Origin of the sequence: Planomonospora alba, assembly GCF_039534085.1 — a bacterium.
Lineage (GTDB): Bacteria > Actinomycetota > Actinomycetes > Streptosporangiales > Streptosporangiaceae > Planomonospora_B > Planomonospora_B alba.
In genome coordinates this window covers 101159-121084 of sequence record NZ_BAAAUT010000011.1, presented here as the reverse complement: position 1 = coordinate 121084, position 19926 = coordinate 101159, and the positions used below count along the sequence as shown (strand labels likewise).

22 protein-coding genes and 1 pseudogene are annotated in these 19926 nt (G+C 73.1%); 11 read left to right on the top strand and 12 right to left on the bottom strand.

The window, feature by feature from the left end; all coding sequences use genetic code 11:
* Positions 1-2 precede the first annotated feature (2 nt).
* From ABD823_RS09005 to ABD823_RS08995, 3 genes are read left to right on the top strand one after another with little or no spacing between them, the layout of a single operon-like run.
* On the top strand, positions 3-623 hold the full coding sequence (locus ABD823_RS09005; RefSeq protein WP_344857756.1) for a TetR/AcrR family transcriptional regulator: 621 nt from the start codon (positions 3-5) through the stop codon (positions 621-623).
* Positions 620-820, top strand: a complete 201-nt coding sequence (locus ABD823_RS09000) for a ferredoxin (RefSeq protein WP_344857754.1) — start codon at positions 620-622, stop codon at positions 818-820. The genes ABD823_RS09005 and ABD823_RS09000 overlap by 4 nt, the downstream gene beginning before the upstream one ends.
* A gap of 1 nt (position 821) precedes the next feature.
* Positions 822-2090, top strand: a complete 1269-nt coding sequence (locus tag ABD823_RS08995) for a cytochrome P450 (RefSeq protein ID WP_344857752.1) — start codon at positions 822-824, stop codon at positions 2088-2090.
* A 25-nt stretch (positions 2091-2115) separates the two neighbouring features.
* Here ABD823_RS08995 and ABD823_RS08990 read toward each other — a convergent pair whose 3' ends face one another.
* Positions 2116-2685, bottom strand: coding sequence for a TetR/AcrR family transcriptional regulator (locus ABD823_RS08990; RefSeq protein WP_344857750.1), 570 nt, complete (start codon positions 2683-2685; stop codon positions 2116-2118).
* A gap of 75 nt (positions 2686-2760) precedes the next feature.
* Here ABD823_RS08990 and ABD823_RS08985 point away from each other — a divergent pair, with 75 nt between their 5' ends.
* Complete coding sequence (locus ABD823_RS08985) at positions 2761-3258, top strand: FBP domain-containing protein (protein ID WP_344857748.1); 498 nt, start codon at positions 2761-2763, stop codon at positions 3256-3258.
* A 58-nt stretch (positions 3259-3316) separates the two neighbouring features.
* On the opposite strand, the gene ABD823_RS08980 is transcribed toward ABD823_RS08985, so the two are convergent.
* Positions 3317-3835, bottom strand: a complete 519-nt coding sequence (locus ABD823_RS08980) for a PadR family transcriptional regulator (RefSeq protein ID WP_344857746.1) — start codon at positions 3833-3835, stop codon at positions 3317-3319.
* Between the two features lie 71 nt (positions 3836-3906).
* Between ABD823_RS08980 and ABD823_RS08975 the strand changes: the two genes are divergently transcribed.
* On the top strand, positions 3907-4680 hold the full coding sequence (locus ABD823_RS08975) for an alpha/beta fold hydrolase (RefSeq protein ID WP_344857744.1): 774 nt from the start codon (positions 3907-3909) through the stop codon (positions 4678-4680).
* A 14-nt stretch (positions 4681-4694) separates the two neighbouring features.
* Here ABD823_RS08975 and ABD823_RS08970 read toward each other — a convergent pair whose 3' ends face one another.
* Positions 4695-5273, bottom strand: coding sequence for a helix-turn-helix domain-containing protein (locus tag ABD823_RS08970; protein WP_344857742.1), 579 nt, complete (start codon positions 5271-5273; stop codon positions 4695-4697).
* 145 nt (positions 5274-5418) lie between these two features.
* Between ABD823_RS08970 and ABD823_RS08965 the strand changes: the two genes are divergently transcribed.
* Positions 5419-5550 (top strand): hypothetical protein, encoded by a 132-nt coding sequence (locus tag ABD823_RS08965; protein ID WP_344857740.1) that lies wholly within the window; start codon positions 5419-5421, stop codon positions 5548-5550.
* A 194-nt stretch (positions 5551-5744) separates the two neighbouring features.
* On the opposite strand, the gene ABD823_RS08960 is transcribed toward ABD823_RS08965, so the two are convergent.
* Positions 5745-5978, bottom strand: a complete 234-nt coding sequence (locus ABD823_RS08960; protein WP_344857738.1) for a hypothetical protein — start codon at positions 5976-5978, stop codon at positions 5745-5747.
* Positions 5979-6426: 448 nt separating this feature from the next.
* On the opposite strand from ABD823_RS08960, the gene ABD823_RS08955 reads away from it, so the two are divergent.
* Positions 6427-9279 (top strand): AfsR/SARP family transcriptional regulator, encoded by a 2853-nt coding sequence (locus tag ABD823_RS08955; protein ID WP_344857736.1) that lies wholly within the window; start codon positions 6427-6429, stop codon positions 9277-9279.
* A 123-nt stretch (positions 9280-9402) separates the two neighbouring features.
* On the opposite strand, the gene ABD823_RS08950 is transcribed toward ABD823_RS08955, so the two are convergent.
* Positions 9403-9993, bottom strand: a complete 591-nt coding sequence (locus ABD823_RS08950) for a TetR/AcrR family transcriptional regulator (RefSeq protein ID WP_344857734.1) — start codon at positions 9991-9993, stop codon at positions 9403-9405.
* Between the two features lie 105 nt (positions 9994-10098).
* Here ABD823_RS08950 and ABD823_RS08945 point away from each other — a divergent pair, with 105 nt between their 5' ends.
* Both ABD823_RS08945 and ABD823_RS08940 read left to right on the top strand, forming a co-directional pair.
* A complete protein-coding gene (locus tag ABD823_RS08945) occupies positions 10099-11283 on the top strand; it encodes an MFS transporter (RefSeq protein WP_344857732.1) in 1185 nt (394 codons plus the stop codon).
* A gap of 75 nt (positions 11284-11358) precedes the next feature.
* Entirely contained in the window at positions 11359-12135 is a 777-nt protein-coding gene (locus ABD823_RS08940) for a hypothetical protein (protein WP_344857730.1), read from the top strand.
* A 225-nt stretch (positions 12136-12360) separates the two neighbouring features.
* Here the strand turns inward: ABD823_RS08940 and ABD823_RS08935 are convergent, their stop codons facing one another.
* Positions 12361-12963, bottom strand: a complete 603-nt coding sequence (locus ABD823_RS08935; RefSeq protein ID WP_344857728.1) for a TetR family transcriptional regulator — start codon at positions 12961-12963, stop codon at positions 12361-12363.
* A 102-nt stretch (positions 12964-13065) separates the two neighbouring features.
* On the opposite strand from ABD823_RS08935, the gene ABD823_RS08930 reads away from it, so the two are divergent.
* On the top strand, positions 13066-13392 hold the full coding sequence (locus ABD823_RS08930) for a putative quinol monooxygenase (RefSeq protein WP_344857726.1): 327 nt from the start codon (positions 13066-13068) through the stop codon (positions 13390-13392).
* A gap of 147 nt (positions 13393-13539) precedes the next feature.
* Here the strand turns inward: ABD823_RS08930 and ABD823_RS08925 are convergent, their stop codons facing one another.
* From ABD823_RS08925 to ABD823_RS08905, 5 genes are all read right to left on the bottom strand, one after another.
* Complete coding sequence (locus ABD823_RS08925) at positions 13540-13836, bottom strand: FAD-dependent monooxygenase (RefSeq protein ID WP_344857724.1); 297 nt, start codon at positions 13834-13836, stop codon at positions 13540-13542.
* 290 nt (positions 13837-14126) lie between these two features.
* Complete coding sequence (locus ABD823_RS08920) at positions 14127-15314, bottom strand: acyltransferase family protein (RefSeq protein WP_344857722.1); 1188 nt, start codon at positions 15312-15314, stop codon at positions 14127-14129.
* Entirely contained in the window at positions 15307-16047 is a 741-nt protein-coding gene (locus tag ABD823_RS08915) for an alpha/beta hydrolase (protein ID WP_344857720.1), read from the bottom strand. The genes ABD823_RS08920 and ABD823_RS08915 overlap by 8 nt, the downstream gene beginning before the upstream one ends.
* A 158-nt stretch (positions 16048-16205) precedes the next feature.
* On the bottom strand, positions 16206-16907 hold the full coding sequence (locus ABD823_RS08910) for a response regulator (protein WP_344857718.1): 702 nt from the start codon (positions 16905-16907) through the stop codon (positions 16206-16208).
* Positions 16904-18232 (bottom strand): sensor histidine kinase, encoded by a 1329-nt coding sequence (locus tag ABD823_RS08905; RefSeq protein WP_344857716.1) that lies wholly within the window; start codon positions 18230-18232, stop codon positions 16904-16906. The genes ABD823_RS08910 and ABD823_RS08905 overlap by 4 nt, the downstream gene beginning before the upstream one ends.
* A gap of 698 nt (positions 18233-18930) precedes the next feature.
* On the opposite strand from ABD823_RS08905, the pseudogene ABD823_RS08900 reads away from it, so the two are divergent.
* Positions 18931-19146: pseudogene (locus ABD823_RS08900) on the top strand (transposase); the annotation flags it as partial.
* 133 nt (positions 19147-19279) lie between these two features.
* Here the strand turns inward: ABD823_RS08900 and ABD823_RS08895 are convergent.
* Entirely contained in the window at positions 19280-19861 is a 582-nt protein-coding gene (locus ABD823_RS08895) for a dihydrofolate reductase family protein (protein ID WP_344857714.1), read from the bottom strand.
* Between the last annotated feature and the right edge of the window lie 65 nt (positions 19862-19926).

Sequence of the window (19926 nt, the reverse complement as noted above, 5' to 3'; positions counted from 1 at the left end):
TCATGGGTCGCATCGCGGGGGTCACGGCCGCCGAGACACGCGAGCGGCTGCTGCACGCGGCCGCGCACGCCTTCGCGCGGCACGGCTACGACGGCACCCGCGTGGCCGACATCGCCGCGGCCGCGGGGGTGAGCAACGGCGCGCTGTACACGCACTTCGGCTCGAAGGCCGAGCTGCTCGTGGCCGCGCTGCGCGCGCACGGCCCGCGGCTGCTCGCCGACCTCCTCGCCGCCGATCCCGGCCGGCCCGCCGCCGACGTGCTCCTCGCCATCGGCCGCCGCCTCCCCCACCGCCGCGACGTACTCGGCCACCTCGTCGTCGAGGCGCTGGTCGCCGCCCGCCGCGACGCGGAGGTGGCCCGGCCGATGCACGACTACGTCGACGAGCGCGCCGGCCTGATCGCCGGGCTGGTGCGCACCGCCCAGGCCGGCGGCGAGCTCGACCCGGAGCTCTCACCGAACGCGCTCGCCCACTTCTGCCTCCTGCTGGCGATCGGCAGCGCGCTCGTCCCGCCCGACCTGCACGCGGTCGGCGACGAGGAGTGGAGCGCCCTGCTCGCCCGCGTCGTGACCGCCCTCGCCCCCGCCGACGACACCACCGCACAGAGCGGAGCACCCCAGTGAGAATACGGATCGACCCCGAGCGCTGCCAGGGCCACGGCCGCTGCTACGACCTCTCCCCCGAGCTGTTCGCCGACGACGACGAGGGCTACGGGCAGGTCATCGGCGACGGTGCCGTGCCCGCGGACCGGGAGCCCGCGGCCCGCCTGGCCGTGTCCAACTGCCCCGAGCGGGCGATAGACGTCCTCCAGGAGGTCTGAGATGACCGTCGACGACCGCTTCGCCCGGGACTTCCGGGAGAACCGCGACCTGCCGCTCGGCACGCTCAACGAGATCGTCACCGGCCCGGTCTCGGACTGGGCGACCGACTTCTCCCACACCGAGCCCGAGTGGGCCGCCGACCCCTACCCCATCCAGGACGACCTGCGGCGGCGCTGCCCGATCGCGCGCACCGAGCGGTTCGGCGGCGCCTGGCTGCCCACGCGCTACGAGGACGTCGCCGCCATCGCCTACGACACCGAGCGCTTCTCCTCCCGCTCGATCGTCGTGCGGAACTTCCGGCCGCCCCGCGAGATCGCGCCGGTGGGCGACGCCCCGCCGATCTCGTCCGACCCGCCCTTCCACCACGACGCCCGCAAGCTGCTGCTGCCGGCGTTCACCAAGACCGCGGTCGCCAGATACGAGCAGGCGACGCGGGAGTTCTGCCACACGCTCGTCGACGCGATGGAGGGACGGGAGGTCGTCGACGCCGCCCGCGACTACGCCCAGCACATCCCGGTGCGGGTCATCGCCGACATGCTCGGCTTCCCGCCCGAGGACGGGCCGCGGTTCCGCGCCTTCGTCGAGAGCACGCTCGAAGGCGTCAACCTGCCGCCCGAGGAGCGCGTCGCCCGGCTGTCGGAGCTCTTCGACTACCTGCTCGAGCAGATCCGCGCCCACGTCGACGCCCCGCGCGACGACCTGACGACCTACCTCATCGACGCCGAGCTGTACGGGCGCAAGCTCCAGCCCGACCACGTGGCCGGCACGATGGCGCTGCTGCTCATCGCGGGCATCGACACCACCTGGAGCGCGATCGGCGCGTCGCTGTGGCACCTGGCCAAGACCCCGGCCGACCGCGAGCGCCTGGTCGCCGAGCCGGCGCTGCTGACGACCGCCATGGAGGAGTTCCTGCGCGCCTACGCCCCGGTCACGATGGCGCGGCTGGTGAAGGAGGACATGCACTGGCGCGGCGTCGACATGAAGGCCGACGACTGGGTCCTGCTCTCGTTCCCCGCGGCCAACCGCGACCCCGCGCAGTTCGACCGGGCCGGCGAGGTCGTCATCGACCGCGAGGTCAACCGGCACGCGGCGTTCGGCCTCGGCATCCACCGCTGCCTGGGTTCCCACCTGGCGCGCATGGAGCTGCGGGTCGCCCTGGAGGTCTGGCTGGAGCGGATCCCGGACTTCACCCTCGACGACCCCGCGGCGGTCACGTGGTCCACGGGCCAGGTCCGCGGGCCGCGCACGCTCCCGATCCGCATCACCTGAGGGCCGCGCCCCGCCGCGCCGGGTCTCAGGCGGGCGGCCAGTTCCGCAGGACGGCGTCGAGGGCGTCCAGGGTCCTGGACCAGGAGGCGTCCGCCTCGCGCGGGTGGCGGCGGAACCCGCCCGCCGTCTCCAGGCTCACGTACCCGTGGAACGTGCTGTGCAGCATCCGCACCGCGTCCGTCTGGTCCGGCTCCGCCAGGTCGTACCCGCGCAGGATCGCCCGCGTCATCTCCGCGTGCCGGACGCCCGCGCTGACGTCGATCGCCTCCGAGTCGAGCTCCAGTTGCGCGGCGGCGTACCGGCCGGGGTGCTCCTTGGCGTAGGCCCGGTAGGCGTTGGCGAAGGCCACCAGCGCGTCCTTGCCCGCCCGTCCGGCCAGGGCCGAGGCGGCCCGGTCGGCGAGCTCGGTCAGCGCCAGCGACGCCACCCTGGCCCGCAGGTCCCGCAGGTCCTTGACGTGCGCGTACAGGGCGGCGGGCTTGACGCCGAACAGGCGCGCGAGCGCCGAGACCGTCACGTTCGCGAAGCCGATCTCGTCGGCCAGGTCCGCCGCCGCCCGCGTCAGGCGCTCCGCGGTCATCCCCGCACGTGCCATGCGTCACCCTTCCCCACTCGGTTACACCATTTAATCATTTGCTTAATACCTTTAAGGAAACTAGCCTCACCGCCCATGAGACCACTCACCGAACGGGACGTCCGCACCTCCTTCGTCAACTGCTCGAAGGGAGAGGCCACCCGCCTCGACCTGCCCAGGGGGTTCGCCGACCAGCCCTGGGACGACCTCGACTTCCTCGGCTGGCGGGATCCCGGTGCGCCCGAGCGTGCCTACCTGGTCGCCGAACGCGGCGGCCCTCTCGTCGGGGTCGCGCTCCGGGTGACCTCCGGCGGGTCGCGCGGCTTCACCTCGCGCAGCATGTGCTCGCTGTGCCTGACCACGCACACCAGCGGCGGCGTGGCGCTGATGACCGCGCGCCGGACCGGCGAGGCCGGCCGCCAGGGCAACTCGGTCGGGCAGTACCTCTGCGCCGACCTCGCCTGCTCCCTCTACACCCGCAGGAAGAAGGAGGCCCCGGGGGCGGGGGTCGTCGACGAGACCCTCACCCTGGAGGAGAAGGTCGCCCGCGTCCGGGCCAACCTGCACTCCTTCCTGGACAAGGTGCTCGGATGAGCACACGGAGGATTCCGCGGGCGCGGCGCGGACCCGGGCGGCCGGCGGGTCCGGCGCCTCAGAGCGCGTCGAGCGTACGGCGGAGCCACGCCAGTTCCGCCTCGCTCGTCGCCCGCGCGATCGTCAGCAGCCCGCGCCGGAACGGGTCGTCGAACTCCTCGGCGGCCAACGGCCGGTCGCCCTCGTAGAAGAAGCTGCTGGGCCGCTGGAGGAAGTCCAGCCGCCGGCGCAGCACCTCGGCCTGGGCGCGCGGCTCCGCCAGGTGCCGGAGGAACGCCAGCAGCACGAACCACCGGTTCTCGTCGCTGATGTCCAGCTCGTCGGGCTCGCGTAGCCGCCGGTGAAGCTCGCCCCTGCCCTCCTCGGTGAGGTGCAGCACCCGCCGGGGCGCCGCGGCCAGCCCCGGCTCCTCCCGCCGGACGACCCGCCCCGCCGCCTCCATGCGCTTGATCGCCGGGTACAGCGTCCCGTCGGCGACCGGCCGCACGTGGCCCATCAGCGCCGCGACCCGGCGCCGCAGATCGTAACCGTGCAGCGGCCTGTCCGCGAGGAATCCCAGGATCGCCAGCTCCAGCATGCCCGCCAGCATATATCGCCATCGACGTATATCGGATGCGATGTACCTCGCGCTCGATGTACAGTCACGCCATGCACGACGCCATCGTCCTTCCCGACGGCTCCCGCATCCGCTGGACCGAACTGCCCGGCTCCTCCCCCGCCCGGGTCTACATCCACGGCCTGGGCGCCATGTCCGCCCCTTACTACCTCGGCATCGCCACCCACCCGGCCCTCGCCGGCCGCCGCTCACTCATGATCGACATGCTCGGCTTCGGGCTGAGCGACCGCCCTGAGGACTTCGGCTACACCCTGGAGGACCACGCGGACGTCCTGGCCACCGCCCTCACCGCGGCGGGCGTGCGGAGGGCCGAAGTGATCGCGCACAGCATGGGCGGCGCGGTGGCCGTCGTGCTCGCCGTACGCCATCCGGAGCTCGTGGCCGCGCTCGTCCTGCTGGACGCCAACCTCGACCCCGTCGAACCCCACCCCCACCGACCGGGCAGCAGCGGACTGAGCGCCTACACCGAGGCCGAGTTCCTGGAGTACGGCCGGCACGAGGTCCGCGACCGGGTCGGCCCGCACTGGTGGTCCACCATGCGGCTGGCCGGGCGGGTCGCGCTGCACCGCAGCGCGGTCCACCTCGCCCGGGGCACCGTCCCCACCGTGCGCGAGCACCTGCTGCGCCTGGCGATCCCGCGCGCGTTCCTCCATCCCGAACGCGACGGGGACGTCCGGGACGGCGAGGCGCTGACGGCCGGCGGCGTACGGCTCGTGCCCATCCCCGACGCCGGGCACAACCTCATGCTGGACAACCCCCACCGGACGGCCCGCGCCATCGCGGCCTTCCTCGACGGGCCGCGCTGAGCGGCGCCACGGGACTACGCGCCCCGCGGTCTCGCCCGGACGTGCATGCGTTCGCCCTGCGTCCCGAACAGGCTGAGGACCTCCACCGGCGCCTCGCCGGTGCTGCCGAACCAGTGCGGCAGCCGGGTGTCGAACTCCGCCGCCTCCCCGGCCTTGAGCACGATGTCGTGGTCGGCGAGCACCAGCCGCAGCCTCCCGCTGAGCACGTACAGCCACTCGTAGCCCTCGTGCGTGCGCGGCTCGGGATCGCAGCGGTCGGCCCCGATGATCATCTTGAACGCCTGCAGGCCGCCGGGGTGCTGGGTCAGCGGCACGATCGTCGCGTAGTCACGCTTGATCGGCTTCAGCCGTACCCGCGGATCACCGACCGGCGGCGCGCCGACGAGCTCGTCGAGCGGCACCTGGTAGGCGCGGGCGAGCGGCAGCAGCAGCTCCAGGGTCGGTCTGCGCTCGCCGGACTCGAGGCGGGACAGGGTGCTGACCGATATGCCGGTGGACTTCGCGAGCTGGCTCAGGGTGCTGCCGCGCTCCTTGCGCAGCGCGCGCAGCCGCGGGCCCACCGAGGTCAGAACCGCCGCGTCGTCGTTTGCCATACCGGCAATGCTACTTGTCGAACCTGCAGAGAGGGACCGCCGCGGGCGCTCTCGCCGGGGAACGGGAACCGAGCCGCTCCCACCGGCATCCAACCCTCATGATCAGCACGACGCTCTCTCGCTGCCGGCCCTGTCCCCGGTGGCCGTGACCGAGATCCCGAAGGACTTCCTGCTCAGCGCGCGCAGGCGGTCGGACCCTCACGAGGCGCCCGAGCACGGCTACAGGATCAGCGGCAGACTCACCGCCAAGGTCGGCAAGCTGCCGGGCGTCTGCTAGGCGCTCCGGCACCGTCGACACCGTCGGCGCCGGCGCGGATCCCGGCGGGGAACGCGGACACACTCCCGGCCGGGACCGGCTCCCGGTCCACGGCCCGCGCCTCAGGCCCGGCCGGAGCCGTCCGGCGCCCCGGCACCCCCGGACCGGATCCCGGTCCCGGTCCGGGAAGGCCGCCGGAACCGCCAGGACGCCCCCTACGGCCGGGCGAGGGCGTACATCTTCGTGGAGCCGACCTTGATCGTGGTGCAGTAGTACTCCGGGCCCGCGGCGTTGGCGGCGCTGTTGCACGCCTTCGCGCCCGCGGTGGTGTACGGGAACCACCTGACGATCACCTCCGCAGAGGCCGCCGGAGCGAAGGTGACGGCCATGGCCGCGGCGGCGACGACGGCCGACATCCCCAGGGAGGCACGCCTCATTGCAGTCTTCATACGCCAGTCCTTTCGAGGTATGGGGTCTCGTCCGGAATCGAGGGGCGGCGGCAGGCGTCGCCGCGCTCGCTCCGACGACTCCGTCCACGCGATCGCGGTCCGAGCCTATGGACCAGGTGCCCGGTTTCCGCCCGGTTTCCGCACCGGCCCCCGGTCCCGGCCCGCGGACCCGCCGCTCCTCCGCAGGTCCTCCCGGACGACGGGATGACCGTCCACACGCCCGCCGGACCCGGGCGGACGGTGGAGATCCGACGATCTCCACCCGAGGACGGGCAGACCGGATCGATCTCCGCCAAACGGTTGATCACATCACGTACGGTGTCCTCATCGGGCTGCACCGGGCGGGCGACGACCGGCACGGTGCCGCCGCCGGACGGGGCCGGCGGAGTGACCGTCCGCCGATGCGCCCGGGTGGTACCGGAGGACGGGAGTGGTCGGGGGGCCGCTGATGGAACGTGGGGACGGCGGCGCGCCGGCGATGATCTTCCGTCTCCTCGGGCCCGTCCAGCTGGAGGCGGGGGGCGAGCGGATCGTCTTCTCCGGCAGGCAGGGGGCCCTCCTCGCGGCGCTGCTGCTGAACGCCGACCGGGTGGTCTCGACGCAGCGGCTGGCGGAGGCGGTCTGGGAACGGCCGTCGCCCGGCGGCTCGGCCTCCAGGGTCAGGACACTGATCTCCGAGCTGCGCCGTACCTGCGCCGCGGTGGGCGCCGACGCCATCGTCACCCAGCGGCCGGGCTACGTGCTGCGGCTGGCCTCCGGCAGGCTCGACCTCGCCTGCTTCCAGTCCCAGGTGGCACTGGCCCGTGAAGCCGCGGCCGCGGGCCGGTCCGAGGCGGCGCTCGGGCACTACGACGAGGCGCTGAGCTGGTGGCGGGGCGCCCCGCTCGGCGGGATCAACGGCTCGTTCGCCGAGGCGCAGGCCGAGTGGCTGGACGGGCTGCGGCTCGACGCGCTGGAGGAGCGGCTGTCCGTGCTGCTGGCACTGGGCAGGGACACCGATGTCGTCACGGAGGCGCGCGCACCGGCCGGCGAGGCCCCGCTCAGGGAGCGCCTCCACGGGCAGCTCATGCAGGCGCTGTACAGGAGCGGGCGGCGCAGCGAGGCGCTGGAGGTGTACCGCCGGTTCCGCGACCGGATGGTCGAGGAACTGGGGCTGGAGCCCACGGACGAGCTCCGGCGCCTGCAGCAGCGGATCCTCCGATCCGACGCGCCCCCGCGGCGGCCGGACGCGAGCCGCGCGTCGGCGCCGCGGCGGGACGGGCCGCCCGCGCCGGCGGCCGGGGCGTGCCTGCCCGTGCCCGGCCAGCTTCCCGCTCCGCCCGCGTCGTTCACGGCCAGAAGCCGCGAACTGCGGGAACTCGACCGGTTGGCGGCCTCCGGCTCGGACAACGTCGGCGTCGCCGTGATCAGCGGGCCCGGCGGCATCGGCAAGACCTGGCTGGCGCTCCACTGGGCGCACGCCCACCGCGACGGCTATCCGGACGGACAGCTGTATGCGAACCTCCGCGGTTTCGACGACGCCGGGGAGCCGGTGCCGCCGAGCACCGTGCTGCGCCGTTTCCTGGAAGCCCTGGGCGTGCCGCCTGCGGCGATCCCCCTGGAACAGGAGGCGCAGGCCGCGCTGTACCGGTCCGTCCTGGCCGGCCGCCGGGTGCTCGTCGTCCTGGACAACGCCGCGGACAGCGCCCAGGTGACCCCGCTCATCCCCGGAAGGCCGGGCTGCGCCGTGCTGGTCACCAGCCGCAACCGGCTGGTGAGCCTGAACGCCACCCACTCCGCCCGGCTGCTGGAGGTCGGCCCCTTCTCCGACGAGGAGGCCCGCCGGATGCTCTCCCGCCACTTCGGCCCGGAGACGATGGCCGCGGACCCCGCCTCCGTCGCCGTCCTGCTGGAGCACAGCGGCGGCCTGCCCCTGGCGCTGGGAGTGCTGGCCGCCCGCGCCACCGCGCACCCCGGCTTCCCCCTGGCCGTTCTCGCGCAGGAGCTGCGCGACCCGGCCACCAGGCTCGACGCGCTGGAGACCGGTGATCGGGGCGCCGGCCTGCGCGCCGTGTTCGCCTCCTCGTACGCGGCGTTGGACGCACGGGCCGCCCGGCTCTTCCTCCTGCTGGGGACGGCTCCCGGCCCTGACATCGGCCTGCCCGCGGCGGCCGTCCTGATCGGCCTCCCAGCCGCCGAGACCCGTGCCCTGATCTCCATGCTCGAGACCGCCAACCTGGTCAGGCAGCCCTCCCCGGGCCGCTACCGGATGCACGACCTCGTCCGGCTCTACGCCGCCGAACGGGCCGGGACCGACCTGCCGGCGGAAACGCGGAAGCAGGCCCTGGCGCGTCTGCTCACGGCCTACACGGCCATGGCCTGCGCCGCGGACCGCGCGCTCTTCCCGCACCGCCCCGCCGTCGCGGGCGCGCCCCCGCAGGAGGGCGCCCCGGTCTTCGAGGACGCGGCCGCCGCACTGGCCTGGTTCGAGACCGAGCTGCCGTGCCTGCTGGCAGCGCAGCTCCTGACCCCCGCCCTGGGCATGGACGTGGAGGGCTGGCAGCTCGCCTGGGGCATGAACACCTTCCTGCTGCGCCGCTCCTACACCAGAGAACGGCTCGGCTCATGGAAGATCGCGCTGGCGGCCGCGGACCGGCTGGACGACCCGCACACCACCGCGGTCGTCCACTGGCACACGGGCTACGCCTACGCGGCGGCCGCCCGGATCGACGAGGCGGTCCACCACCTCGACCGGGCGCTGGAGCTGTTCGAGAAGATGCGGGACCGGTCCAGGCTGGCCCAGGTGCACCACACGATGGGGTGGATGTGGAGCGTCCACGGACGGCCGCGGCGCGGGCTCGGCCACGCGCAGGCCGCGCTACGGCTCCAGCGCGAGGTGGGCGACCCCATCTGGGAGGCCAACGCCCTCAGCGCCGTGGGCTGGATCCGCCTGCAGCTCGGCGAGCACGAGGAGGCGCGCGCCGCCTGCGAGCAGGCCCTCGCGCTCTTCCGCCGCCACCACGACCGCGGCAGCGAGGCCGCCACGCTCGACAGCCTCGGCATGCTCGCCTTCCGCCAGGGCGACTACGAGCGCGCGCTGGAGTACTACGGGCGCTGCCTCGAACTGCGCGAGGGCACCGGCAACGCCTTCCAGGCCGCTGACACGCTGGTGGCCCTGGGTGACGCGCACCAGGCCCTCGGAAACACCGCGGAGGCGAGGGCCGCCTGGCGGGACGCGCTCGCCCTGTACGGCTCCCAGCATCGCCGGGCCGAGATCGAGCGGGTGGGGCAGAGGCTGGAGGGCTCAGCGGTCCGCGGATGACCCCGCCGGCGGCCAGGCAGGATCACCTGGCCGGCCGGAGAGCGAGCGGTGGCCGCGCAGGCCGTGTCGGCGCCCTCGTGCCGGTCCGGTGCCGGCGATCCGGCCCGCCGCACGGGCTCGGGCCTACGCCTGCTTGGCGCTCAGTTTCGCGGCGGCTCGCATGAGGGCCGCCCTGGCCGTGTCCGGAGCCGCCCGATCGTCGGCGTGCATCATGCGGGCCATCTGCGGAACCGCGTACCACCAGCCCGCGAGGGCGAGGACGAGGAAGGCGAGGTCGGCCGCCGGGATCTCGTCGCCGATCAGGCCGGCCCGCTGCGCCCGGGCGAAGGCGGCGACCTTCGTGCGGTAGTAGTCGGTGCGGGACTCCTCGTCGGGCACCTCGGGAAGGTCGTGCAGGCCCTCCCACAACAGCAGCCGGGTCAGCTCGGGGTGCTCGGAATGGTAGTCGTACACCGCGGCGGCGTAGGCGGCGACGGCCTCGGGTCCGTCCAGATCGTCCAGCGGAACGGCCGCGGCGACCTTGTTCAGTTCGTCCGCGAGCACCGTGGCGAACAGCTGCGACTTGTCGCCGAAGTAGGTGTACAGCCGCTCCTTGTTGATCCCCGCCCGGCGGGCGATGCGCTCCATCGTGGTGCCGTCGAGGCCGCGGGCGGCGAACTCGGCGACTGCGGCCTCCTTGAGTCTGCGTCTGGTCTCGTCGGTGTTCCAGGCCATGTCGGCCAGCATATCCAACGCCAGCGTTGAAGTTTGCCGGGCGATGCACTAGCGTCAATTACAACGCCATCGTTGGAGTTGGAAAGTGAGTCCATGCCCGCGCTTGTGAACGCTTCACGCACGCCGGCGCCCGTCCGGTCCACCACCGGGGCGGCCGTCGTCCCCCTGCTCGTCACCACCGCACTGCTCGTCCTCATGCAGATGTACGTATCGATCCCCCTGCGGCAGCCGGTGGCCGACGACCTCGGGCCCACCGGAGTGACGGCCGCGCTGGCCTCGGGGTACTCGTTGTCCTACGCGGTGGGATTCCTGGTCTACGGACCGCTGTCGGATCACTTCGGCCGTCGCCGGGTCCTGGTCATCGGGCTCGCGGCGCTCACGGTCGCGACGCTGGCGGTGGGCTTCGCGCCTTCGACGGGCGCCCTGGCCGGGCTGCGGGCCGTACAGGGCGCCGCGGCCGCCGCATTCGCACCGACGGCCCTGGCGTTCCTCGGTGAGGCCCTGCCCCCGCGACCGCGCGCCACCGCGATCGGAGCGATCTCGGTCGCCTTCCTCAGCGCCGGGATCATCGGGCAACTGGCCGCCGCCGCCGTCACCGCCGCGGGCGGATGGCGCTGGACCTTCCTGAGCGGCGGCGTCCTGCTGGCCGCGCTCACCGGCGCGGCCTCCACCATCATCCGGGAACCCGACGTGAGCAGGCCCCGCCAGCCTCTTGCGGCCCGATACGCCGGACTGATCCGGTTCGCCGTCCGGCCCCGCTCCCTGCTCCTCTCCCTGGGGCACCTGGTCGTACTGGGCGGCTTCGTCGGGATGTACAGCCTGCTGGGCCCCCATCTGGCCCTCGCCGGCTTCACCCCCGCCGAAGTCATGCTCGTACGCGCCGCCGCCCTGCCGGCGATGTTCTGCTCGTTGCTCGCCGGGCCGCTGGCCGCACGCCTCGGCGTGCCGCGTACGGCGCTCGCCGGCTTCGCCCTCGCAGCGGCGGGCCTGGTCGCCGAGGCCCTGTCGGACGGCTCCCTCATCGGCCTCACCATCGCCTGCTCCGTCTTCGTCGCCGGGGTGGCCATCGTGGTCCCCACGATGATCACCATCTGGGGTGAGACCGCGCATCCCGCCCGGGGCACGGGGATGGCCGTCAACGGATTCGTCCTCTTCCTCGGCGCGGGGCTGGGCGCCTACGCCACCGCACTGCCGTACGGCTTCGCGGGTGCGCTCGGCGTCGTAGCCGGCCTCTACCTGGGCGCGGGCGTCATCGTCTTCGCGGCGCACAGCGGCGGGCGGCGCCGCTGACCGTCCGCACCCCGCCTCTCCGCAACGCCCACCCGCCTTCCCCGTCGTCCAGACCACCGTGTGAGGAGCGAACCCATGCCCCGCCTGAACCCCGCCACCCTGTCCGGAATCGCCATCGCAGTCCTCGCCACCGCCGGAACGGCCTCCGCGGTGACCGTCGGTGACGAGACCCCTCCCGCATCCGGCCGGACCGACGCCGGCCTCACGAAGGCCGGGGCCGGCGCCACGCCGCACTCCCCCGGACCCGCGACGGCCGGCGTGGAGGACGCCCGGCGCCTCACGGCCGACGCGCTGAGCGGCACCGGCCTGCACATCCCCCCGGCCTGGGAGATCGTCGGCGTACGCGAGGAGCGGCACGACGACCGCCGGGTCACCGTGATCCGCCACCAGCCCGACGGCTACCGCCTCGGCGGGCCCCATGCCAGCCTCGTCCTCGACACCGACGGCACGATCCTCGGATTCACCCGCCTCTGGCACGGCGACGACGGGCCGCTCCCCGACCGCCGGAGCGCCGAGGAGACCGCCTTCCGTTTCCTGCGGCGGGTGGCGCCTGATCACGCTGCCGGGCTCAGCGTCCAATGGGTCGACCGGCACGACGAGACCGTGACCCCGGCCGACGGCACCGTCGCCGAGATCTCCGGCGTGAAGGTGAAGACGCGCCACGACACCGGCCTCTACAGCTGGGTCGTCGTCGGCCCCGGCGGCACCGTCTTGACCTACGAGCGGGACATCGCGTGGGACTCCGGCCGGGGACGCCGGGGCACGCAGATGTGGCTCCACGACTCCTGGATCGCCGCCCGCGAAGGCACGGGCCCGCAACCCGCCCCGCCGTACGCCCTTGCGGCACCGTAGGCGGATCCGCGGGAGGGATCCCCGCCGGCGGGAGCGGAGTCCACCGGGACACGCCACCCCCGGCACCGTCGATGCCGGGGGTGGCGCCGCGGGCGGCCGCGTGATCGCGGCCGCCCTGTGCCCGGGGCCGCGGCGGGGCGGGCGGGATCCGAGTCGGGCACGGTGAGCGGCCTCAGCCCCGGCGGCCACGTCGTCGGCGCCGTCGGCACGTGATGGGTGATCGGCTCAGCCGGGCCGACCGGACCGTTCCTCGCGCTGAGCGAGCCTGGCGGCCATGGCCGCGAGAGCCCGCCGACGCTCACCCTCATCGGCGTTACCTGTGATCATCATCGTCAGCTGCGGCACCGCCGCCCACCACACGGCCATGGCGAAGATCCCGTACAGCAGCTGGGCGGGGGCGACGCCGGCGGGCAGGTCACCGCGTCCCTGCGCCCGGGCGAGGGCTTCGACGCGGCTGCGGTAGTGGGCCGCGCGCTCCGGATGACCGGCCGCGACGGCCGAGCCGCGTTCGAGCCCCTCCCAGTGCACCAGCCGGATGAAGTGCGGGTGGTCCCGGTGGTAGTCGTGCACGGCCAGTGCGTATGCGGGCAGGTCTGCGGCCTGGTCGTCGGTGAGCGGCAGCGCCTCGGCCAGGCGGGCCAACTCCCGTGCGAGCACGATGTCGAACAGCTCCTCCTTGCTGCCGAAGTTCCCGTACAGGCGCTCCTTGTTGACTTTCGCGCGGGCGGCGATGCGGCCGACGCGGGCACCGGCCAACCCGTGGGCGGAGAACTCCTCCACGGCGGCGTCGAGGATGGCCTGCCGGGTGCGCTGCGGGTCGTAGGGCATGCGGGCAGCATACCACTCTTATCTCAACCGTCTGGTTGACATCCCTGTTCAAGCGGATGAATACTCCCAACCCAACGGTTGGAAAGGACTGGAGGAGACCAGATGACCGATGACACCTTGCTGCTGCGCGCCACGTTCCAGATCAGGGAGGAGGCTCTCGAGGCGTTCACCGACCACGCTCGCGCCCTGGTGGACGCCGCCCGCTCCGAGAAGGGCGTGCTGAGCTACGAGGTACTGCAGGACCCCGACCGGCCGGGACGCTACGTTTTCCTGGAGGAGTACGCCGACGACGACGCGATGCGCACGCATATGGCCTCCGAGCTCGTGCAGAGCTACCTACGGCGACTCCCCCGGTGGCTCGCCGCCCCCGCCACCGCTCGGGTCGGCGGCGTCCGGCCGCTGGACCGGTTCTCCATCGATCCGGCCTGACCCCCATGCCGATGAAGCGGCCCATGGGGTGACGCGGCGGCGGCGGCGCCTGGAACGCCGTGAAGATCGGCGGCACGTGCCGCGTCGTATCGTCGTCCGGCTCCTTGGGATAGAGGTCCCGCAGGATCCCGAGCCGGAATGCCTGGGTCACCCTCGCGGCGTGCTCCCTGCGCGACCGCACCCGGGCCAGATCGGCTTCCTCGGGGATGCCGCCCCGGGCGAGAACCGGGCCCAGCAGGACGCGGTGGCCACCGCGTCCTGCACGGCCAGGTCGATACCCACACCGCCCGCGGGCGACATGGCACGGGCGGCGTCACCGATGCGCAGCCGTCCTGGCCGATGCCAGCGGGGCAACCGGTCCACCCGGACGGTCGACCGGTGCACCGCCTCCCAGCCGTCGATCTGCTCCACGCGGTCGCGCAGGGCGGGCGCCAGAGCCGCCACCCGTTCATGGAACGCCGGCGTCCACGCACACCGAGGACATCCGTTCCACGCTCAAGCGCCTGGTCGGCCGCGGCATCCCCGTCGAGACCGAGCCGGGCTTGTTCGCTCAGCCGCGCCCGTAGCCCGGCGACGACTTCCCTGACCAGCCCCCCTCTGCCAACCTCACGGCGAAAGGGGCGTCAACTCGCGAATCACCCTCCCAGAACTTCGGAGAACGACGTCTGGGTCATGATCGCTCCATGTCGCAGGGGCCTTTCATGGCACAGTGTCATAAACATGCGAGGGCCGTGTCAGGCTGATCGTGACACTCTGTCATTCAACCGCTTCGCCGCTGCCCCCGCCAGGGCGAGCAGCCCTCCGAACACCGGCAGCCAGCCCAGGCGCTCCGGCAGCCAGGAGAGGTGGGCGGGCGGGGTGAGCAGTCCCGGGACGGCGCCGAAGCGGAGTGCGGCCAGGGCGGTCACGGCAGCCACTGTCAGGTGCCAGAGGAAGATCGTCATAGCGGACAGGTTGAGCAGCGCCACCGCGGCCCAGAGCCGGGGCCGGCGCATCAGCCGCTCCAGCGGCCCGTGCGCCAGCAGCGCCAGCCCCACCTGGGCGAGCCCGAAGGCGACGGCGGCGAGCGTGGGCGGGCTGAGGTTCGAGACCCCCGCCCCCGGCACGCCCACCATGCTCGCGGGATAGCCGAACCCGGCCACCAGGACCGCCGCCCCGGCCGCCCCTCCGGCCAGCAGCGCCACCGCCGTCCGCCGGGAGGCGAGTCCGCCGCCCGCCCAGGCCACCCCCAGCATGTACGGCACCAGCCACCCGGCCGCGAGGTTCACCCACCCCAGCCAGGCCGGCCCGCCCAGGCCGAACCTGACCGCGTCCACCGCGAGCACCACCGCGGCCGCCGAGGCGGCGGTGACGCCCGGCCGCAGCTTCAGCAGCAGGGGAGTGGCGGCGGTGAGCGCCGCGAAGACCGCCAGGAACCAGATCGGCCCGAGCGCCGGGAGCGCCAGCGCCCTGACCGTCGCGTACGGCGCGCCGTGCAGCGCCAGCCCCGCCGCGATCCCCGCCCAGACCAGCAGGAGCGGGCCCACCGGCCGCAGCAGCCGCCCCATCCTGGCCCGCACCCACGCCGGACCCGCCGCCCGCGCCGGACCGTCCGTTCTCGCCCGGGCCGGACCCGCTCTCTCCGCCCGCGCCCGACCGTCCGCAGTCCGCAGGCCCCGTGCCGCGGCGTACCCGCCCACGAAGAAGAACACCGCCAGCGTCTGCAGCACCCACGACAGCGGCGCGAGCTCCGGCATGAACGCGAGCGGGCTGGAGACGGCGACCGTCCCCCGGGGCCCGGGCACCCACGCCGTGACGAGCCAGTGCCCCAGCACCACCCCGGCGATCGCCAGCGCCCGCAGCGCGTCCACCCCCCGGTCCCGCCCCGGCGGCGTCATCGCCTCGACCCGCGCCGCCGTACGGAGCCCGGCCGGGTCACGCATGGGACACCTCGGCGGTCCGCCCGAGGGCGATCAGGGTGAGGTTGCGCAGGGACTCGCCGCCGGGAGCGAGGTAATCGCTGTGCCCGGCGGCGCCGGCCGCGAACACCCGGGAACCGTAGCCGGGCTCGGCGGGATCGCGGCCGAAGCCCAGCGGGCCGACCTTGATCTTGGGGATGCTGCGCGCCCAGTCCTCCGTGCCGCTGCCCGCCCAGAGCGGGACCCCGCCCAGCTCGGCCGCCGAGGAGACGCCGAGCCCGGGGCTGCCGAACACGGCCAGGTTGTCCGCCCGGATCCCCGGCGCGGCCTTGGCGCACACCACCGACCCGTAGCTGTGGCACAGCAGGCTGACCCGCTTGCCGCGGAGCGTCTCGTTCACGTAGCGCCGCAGCGCCGGGGCGCCCTTCTCCGCGGCCCAGCCGGTGGCGGACCCCAGGCTGACGGTCGTCGGGCTGTCGTACCCGAGCCAGGCGACCACGGCCAGCCGGGCTGCCGGATCCAGTTCCCGCGCCTGGGCGAGCACCGCCCGCGCCCCGCCTCCGGGGGTGCTGTACGGCTTGGCCCGCCCGCCGTCGAAGGTGGCGGACGTGGTGTCGGCGCCGGGGACGATGACGGCCACGTGCTCCGCCGTACTGAGATCGCCGTAGACCCGGATGATCCGGTCACCCTGCGGCGAGGGGACGACCAGGTAGGTGAGCGCCGCGGCGGTGGCGACGGCGAGCGAGGAGCGGAGCACGGGGGCCTCCTGTCCGGTTCGGGGGAACGAGACAGGACGCTACGAATCAAGATCGGTAACTCGCGTCACACCGCGGTGCTCACCTTCACGTCACCCCCCGGAGGGAGGGAGGCGGCGCCATCCCGGGGAGCGGGGCGTGGGACGGTCCCCGGGGGACCTCACTCGCCGGGGCGGACCAGCCCGGACTCGTAGGCGTACACGATCGCCTGGGCCCGGTCGCGCAGGTCCAGCTTGGCCAGGATCCGGCCGATGTGGGTCTTGACCGTCTGCTCCGAGAGCACGAGCTCCTCGGCGATCTCCTGGTTGGAGCGGCCCTTGGCGATGAGGACGAGCACCTCGGTCTCGCGTCCGGTGATGCCGTCCAGGCGGACGCGCGGGCGCTGCGGCCCGACGCGGGCGAACTCCGCGATGAGCCGCCTGGTCACCGAGGGCGCCAGCAGCGCCTCCCCGGCGGCGACCACCCGTACGGCCTCGGCCAGCTGCTGCGCGGAGGCGTCCTTGAGCAGGAACCCGCTGGCCCCGGCCCGCAGCGCCTCGTAGACGTAGTCGTCGAGGTCGAAGGTGGTCAGGATCAGGATCTTCGGCGGGTGCCCGTCGTCCTCGCCGGAACCGGTCCGCTCCCCGGACTCCCCGCGCGGGCCGGCGGAGAGGATCTCCCGGGTCGCGGCCAGCCCGTCCATGACCGGCATGCGCACGTCCATCAGGACCACGTCCGGCCGCAGCTCGGCGATGCGCTCGACCGCCTCCCGTCCGTTCACCGCCTCGCCCACGACCTCGATGTCGGGCTGGGCGTCCAGGAACACGGTGAAACCGGTTCTGACCATGCCCTGGTCGTCGGCGATGAGCACCCTGATCGTCATGCTTCCTCAGCGATCGGAAGTATCGCGGTGACCGCGAAGCCCTTTCCCACCGGCCCCGCCCGCACGCTCCCGCCGAGCATGGCGGCCCGTTCCCGCATCCCGATCAGGCCGTGTCCCGTGTGCTTCTCGCGCCCCGCCTTCGCCGCCTCCGCGGCGGCGCGGTCCCCGCCGTCGTCCGCCACGTGGATGTTCAGCTCGTCGCCGGATCGGGAGATCTTCACCGTCACGGCCGAGCCGGGCGCGTGCCGCATGGCGTTGCTGAGCGACTCCTGCACGATCCGGTAGGCGGACAGATTAACCGCGGTGGGCAGTTCGAGCAGGTCGCCGCTCAGCTTGAGCTCCACGGCGAGCCCGGCGGAGCGCGCGGTGGCGGCGAGTTCGTCCAGGCGGCCCAGACCCGGCTGCGGCGCGGTGTCCGTACGCCCGTCCCCGTCGCGCAGCACGCCCAGCACGCGGCGCATCTCGGTCATGGCGGCCAGCGAGAGCGCGCGGATCTCGCCGAGCCCCTCCTCCAGCAGCCGCGCGTCCCCCCGCGCCTTCAGCGGCACGGCCTCCGCCTGGATGGCGATCACCGACATGTGGTGCGCCACCACGTCGTGCAGCTCCCGGGCGATCCTGGCCCGCTCCTCCAGCACGGCCTGCCCGGCCAATGCCTGCTCGCTGCGCCGTTCCTCCTCGGCCAGCCGCCTGGCGGCCGTCCTCCTGGCCTGGACGTTGTAGCCGAACAGGACGGTGACGGTCACCATGGCGATGCCGATGAGCGTCACGCCGGGCAGGTTGGGGCCGGATTGGATGCCGAGGATCCACAGGGCGGCAGCCGAGATCATCCACACGCCGATGATGACGTGCCGCTCGCAGCGGACCGCGACCGCGTAGACCACCAGCAGGTACATGATCACGGCGTCGGCGGAGAAGGCCGCCTCCAGGTCCTGGCCGCGGGTGGCGATCCCCCAGGGAATCAGCACCACCGCGAGCCGCCAGGCCGTCAGCGGCCAGCGGTCGCGCAGCGCCAGCGGCAGCGAGGAGGTCACGGCGATGAACGCGATCTCTCCCTCGTCCAGAGGCGCCGCCATATACAGCGACTCGTCCCTCATGAGCGCCTGCACGGCGCGGAACAGGATGAAGGCCAGCACGAGATCCGCGACGAGGACCAGGTCGATCGTGCGGAACGGCAGCAGACTCAGAAACCCCGGCACGCGGGGGGCCAGCCACCGGGGGCGGGGGTGCGGCGGGCCGGCCCTGCCGGTCCACACGGCCGCGGTGAGCGCGCGGCCCAGCCGGGCGACGGGCCGCAGCCGCGCCCGCTGGGCGGGGGGAGAAGCCATCCGGCCAGTCTAGGGAGACCGTCGATCATCCGGATCACACCGTGGAGGGATCTCCCGCCTCACCCCGGTGAGCCGGATCACGCTAGTTGGAACCGGCGGAGCGTGGCGACCTGACGGGCGAGGTTCCTCGGACCAAGCCGGTTGGCACCGATGGCTCATCGTGGTTGGCACCAGTCGAGGGATTCCCACGCTTTCTGCTACCGACTTCTTGTGATTGACGGACTGTGGTGTTTCGTGTGCGCTTTGCTGTGATGTGTGGGGTATCGAAGCCAAAGTGGCATGGGACCTCAAAGCCCGTTGTGGTCTCATCTGGTCGGCTGGGAGGACCTGCTGGTCCCGGTGACGGTAGATACGGGCCTTTCTGGGAGGGCATTCAGGTATGTTCGGATACCTTTTGAGTCCAATTGCCTTTCAGGCGATTAGTCTCAGATGCGCAGGATCTACCGGCTTGGGGGCCCGGGCTCTGCTCGGACGAAGCCCGTTTCGCAAGACGATCGACTCCGGAGTCCGTCTGGCGCAGACCCGTCCCGGACACGCCGGATTCCGGCGGGCGCGCCGCAGTGAACTCCAAGCGGCGTAAGGGTCGAGCATGAACCCCCGACGCTCTTACCCTTCCGACATCTCCGACGCCCGATGGGCGCTGATCGCGCCCACCCTCGCCGCCTGGCGCCAAGCCCGGCTCAACCGCCGCCCGACCGGTCCACCGCGCCCCCGACACCCGCGGTTCCCATGTCCTCCCACGCCGCTGGGTTATCGGGCGCACCTTCGGCTGGCTCATGCTCCACCGCCGCCTCGCCCGCGACTACGAGACCCTGCCCACCAGCTCCGAAGCCGTGATCCACATCGCGATGATCGACAACATCGGCAAGCGCATCACCGATGAAAACACCCCAACCTGGCGAGGGACGTACTAGGCGAACAGCTACCAACCAAACGCTCTCTCACACCACGTCCGTGGACGCAACCGGGTCACCCGGCTTGACGCTGGTACCGCCGAAGGTGCGTCCAGGTGACCCCTGACACGAGCGACGATCCCGCTCCGATCGGTCACCGGTGCACCCGATAGCGCAGGTGGAGCACCCGGTTGCCCTGGATCACCACATCAGGGTCCTCCAGCAGGTGCTGCGCGTCGACCGGCCCGAAGTAGCGCTTGCCGGACCCGAACACGACGGGTACGACGTCCATGCGCACCTCGTCGACGAGTCCCGCGGCCAGTATCTGGCCGCCGACGTCGCCGGCGGCGACCTCGACCGTGCGGTCGCCCGCGAGCTCCTGCGCCTTGGCCACGGCCGCCTCGACGCCGTCGACGAAGTGGAACGGCGCCTCGGGGTCCCAGCCCTCGGGCATCGGCCGGTGCGTCACGACGACCACGTGGTCGATCCCGCTCGGAGGTTTCCCGTCCCAGCCGTCCGTCAGGTCGAAGACGTGGCGGCCGACGATCGTGACTCCGATCTGGTCCCAGTACGCCCGGGTGTAGTCGTAGGACGTCTGCGACACCTTCACCTCGCCGCTCTCGTCCAGCGGGACGTCACCGCTGGACAACCAGTCGAACAGCGGTCCGGGCTGGTCATCCTCGTCCGCGACGAAGCCGTCCACCGACACCGAGCCGTACATGACCACCTTGCCCACGGGGCTCTCCTCTGCTTCGGGGTGCCCCAAATTAGCGTGTCGCGAGCCGTCGCTCTTGTAAGAAA

What these genes read in the sequence shown, in the direction of transcription:
- ABD823_RS09005 (WP_344857756.1), top strand. Translation starts at nt 3, where the DNA reads ATGGGTCGCATCGCGGGGGTCACGGCCGCCGAGACACGCGAGCGGCTG.
- ABD823_RS08995 (WP_344857752.1), top strand. Translation starts at nt 822, where the DNA reads ATGACCGTCGACGACCGCTTCGCCCGGGACTTCCGGGAGAACCGCGAC.
- ABD823_RS08990 (WP_344857750.1), bottom strand. Translation starts at nt 2,685, where the DNA reads ATGGCACGTGCGGGGATGACCGCGGAGCGCCTGACGCGGGCGGCGGCG.
- ABD823_RS08985 (WP_344857748.1), top strand. Translation starts at nt 2,761, where the DNA reads ATGAGACCACTCACCGAACGGGACGTCCGCACCTCCTTCGTCAACTGC.
- ABD823_RS08980 (WP_344857746.1), bottom strand. Translation starts at nt 3,835, where the DNA reads ATGCTGGAGCTGGCGATCCTGGGATTCCTCGCGGACAGGCCGCTGCAC.
- ABD823_RS08975 (WP_344857744.1), top strand. Translation starts at nt 3,907, where the DNA reads ATGCACGACGCCATCGTCCTTCCCGACGGCTCCCGCATCCGCTGGACC.
- ABD823_RS08970 (WP_344857742.1), bottom strand. Translation starts at nt 5,273, where the DNA reads ATGGCAAACGACGACGCGGCGGTTCTGACCTCGGTGGGCCCGCGGCTG.
- ABD823_RS08960 (WP_344857738.1), bottom strand. Translation starts at nt 5,978, where the DNA reads ATGAAGACTGCAATGAGGCGTGCCTCCCTGGGGATGTCGGCCGTCGTC.
- ABD823_RS08955 (WP_344857736.1), top strand. Translation starts at nt 6,427, where the DNA reads ATGGAACGTGGGGACGGCGGCGCGCCGGCGATGATCTTCCGTCTCCTC.
- ABD823_RS08950 (WP_344857734.1), bottom strand. Translation starts at nt 9,993, where the DNA reads ATGGCCTGGAACACCGACGAGACCAGACGCAGACTCAAGGAGGCCGCA.
- ABD823_RS08940 (WP_344857730.1), top strand. Translation starts at nt 11,359, where the DNA reads ATGCCCCGCCTGAACCCCGCCACCCTGTCCGGAATCGCCATCGCAGTC.
- ABD823_RS08935 (WP_344857728.1), bottom strand. Translation starts at nt 12,963, where the DNA reads ATGCCCTACGACCCGCAGCGCACCCGGCAGGCCATCCTCGACGCCGCC.
- ABD823_RS08930 (WP_344857726.1), top strand. Translation starts at nt 13,066, where the DNA reads ATGACCGATGACACCTTGCTGCTGCGCGCCACGTTCCAGATCAGGGAG.
- ABD823_RS08920 (WP_344857722.1), bottom strand. Translation starts at nt 15,314, where the DNA reads ATGCGTGACCCGGCCGGGCTCCGTACGGCGGCGCGGGTCGAGGCGATG.
- ABD823_RS08910 (WP_344857718.1), bottom strand. Translation starts at nt 16,907, where the DNA reads ATGACGATCAGGGTGCTCATCGCCGACGACCAGGGCATGGTCAGAACC.
- ABD823_RS08905 (WP_344857716.1), bottom strand. Translation starts at nt 18,232, where the DNA reads ATGGCTTCTCCCCCCGCCCAGCGGGCGCGGCTGCGGCCCGTCGCCCGG.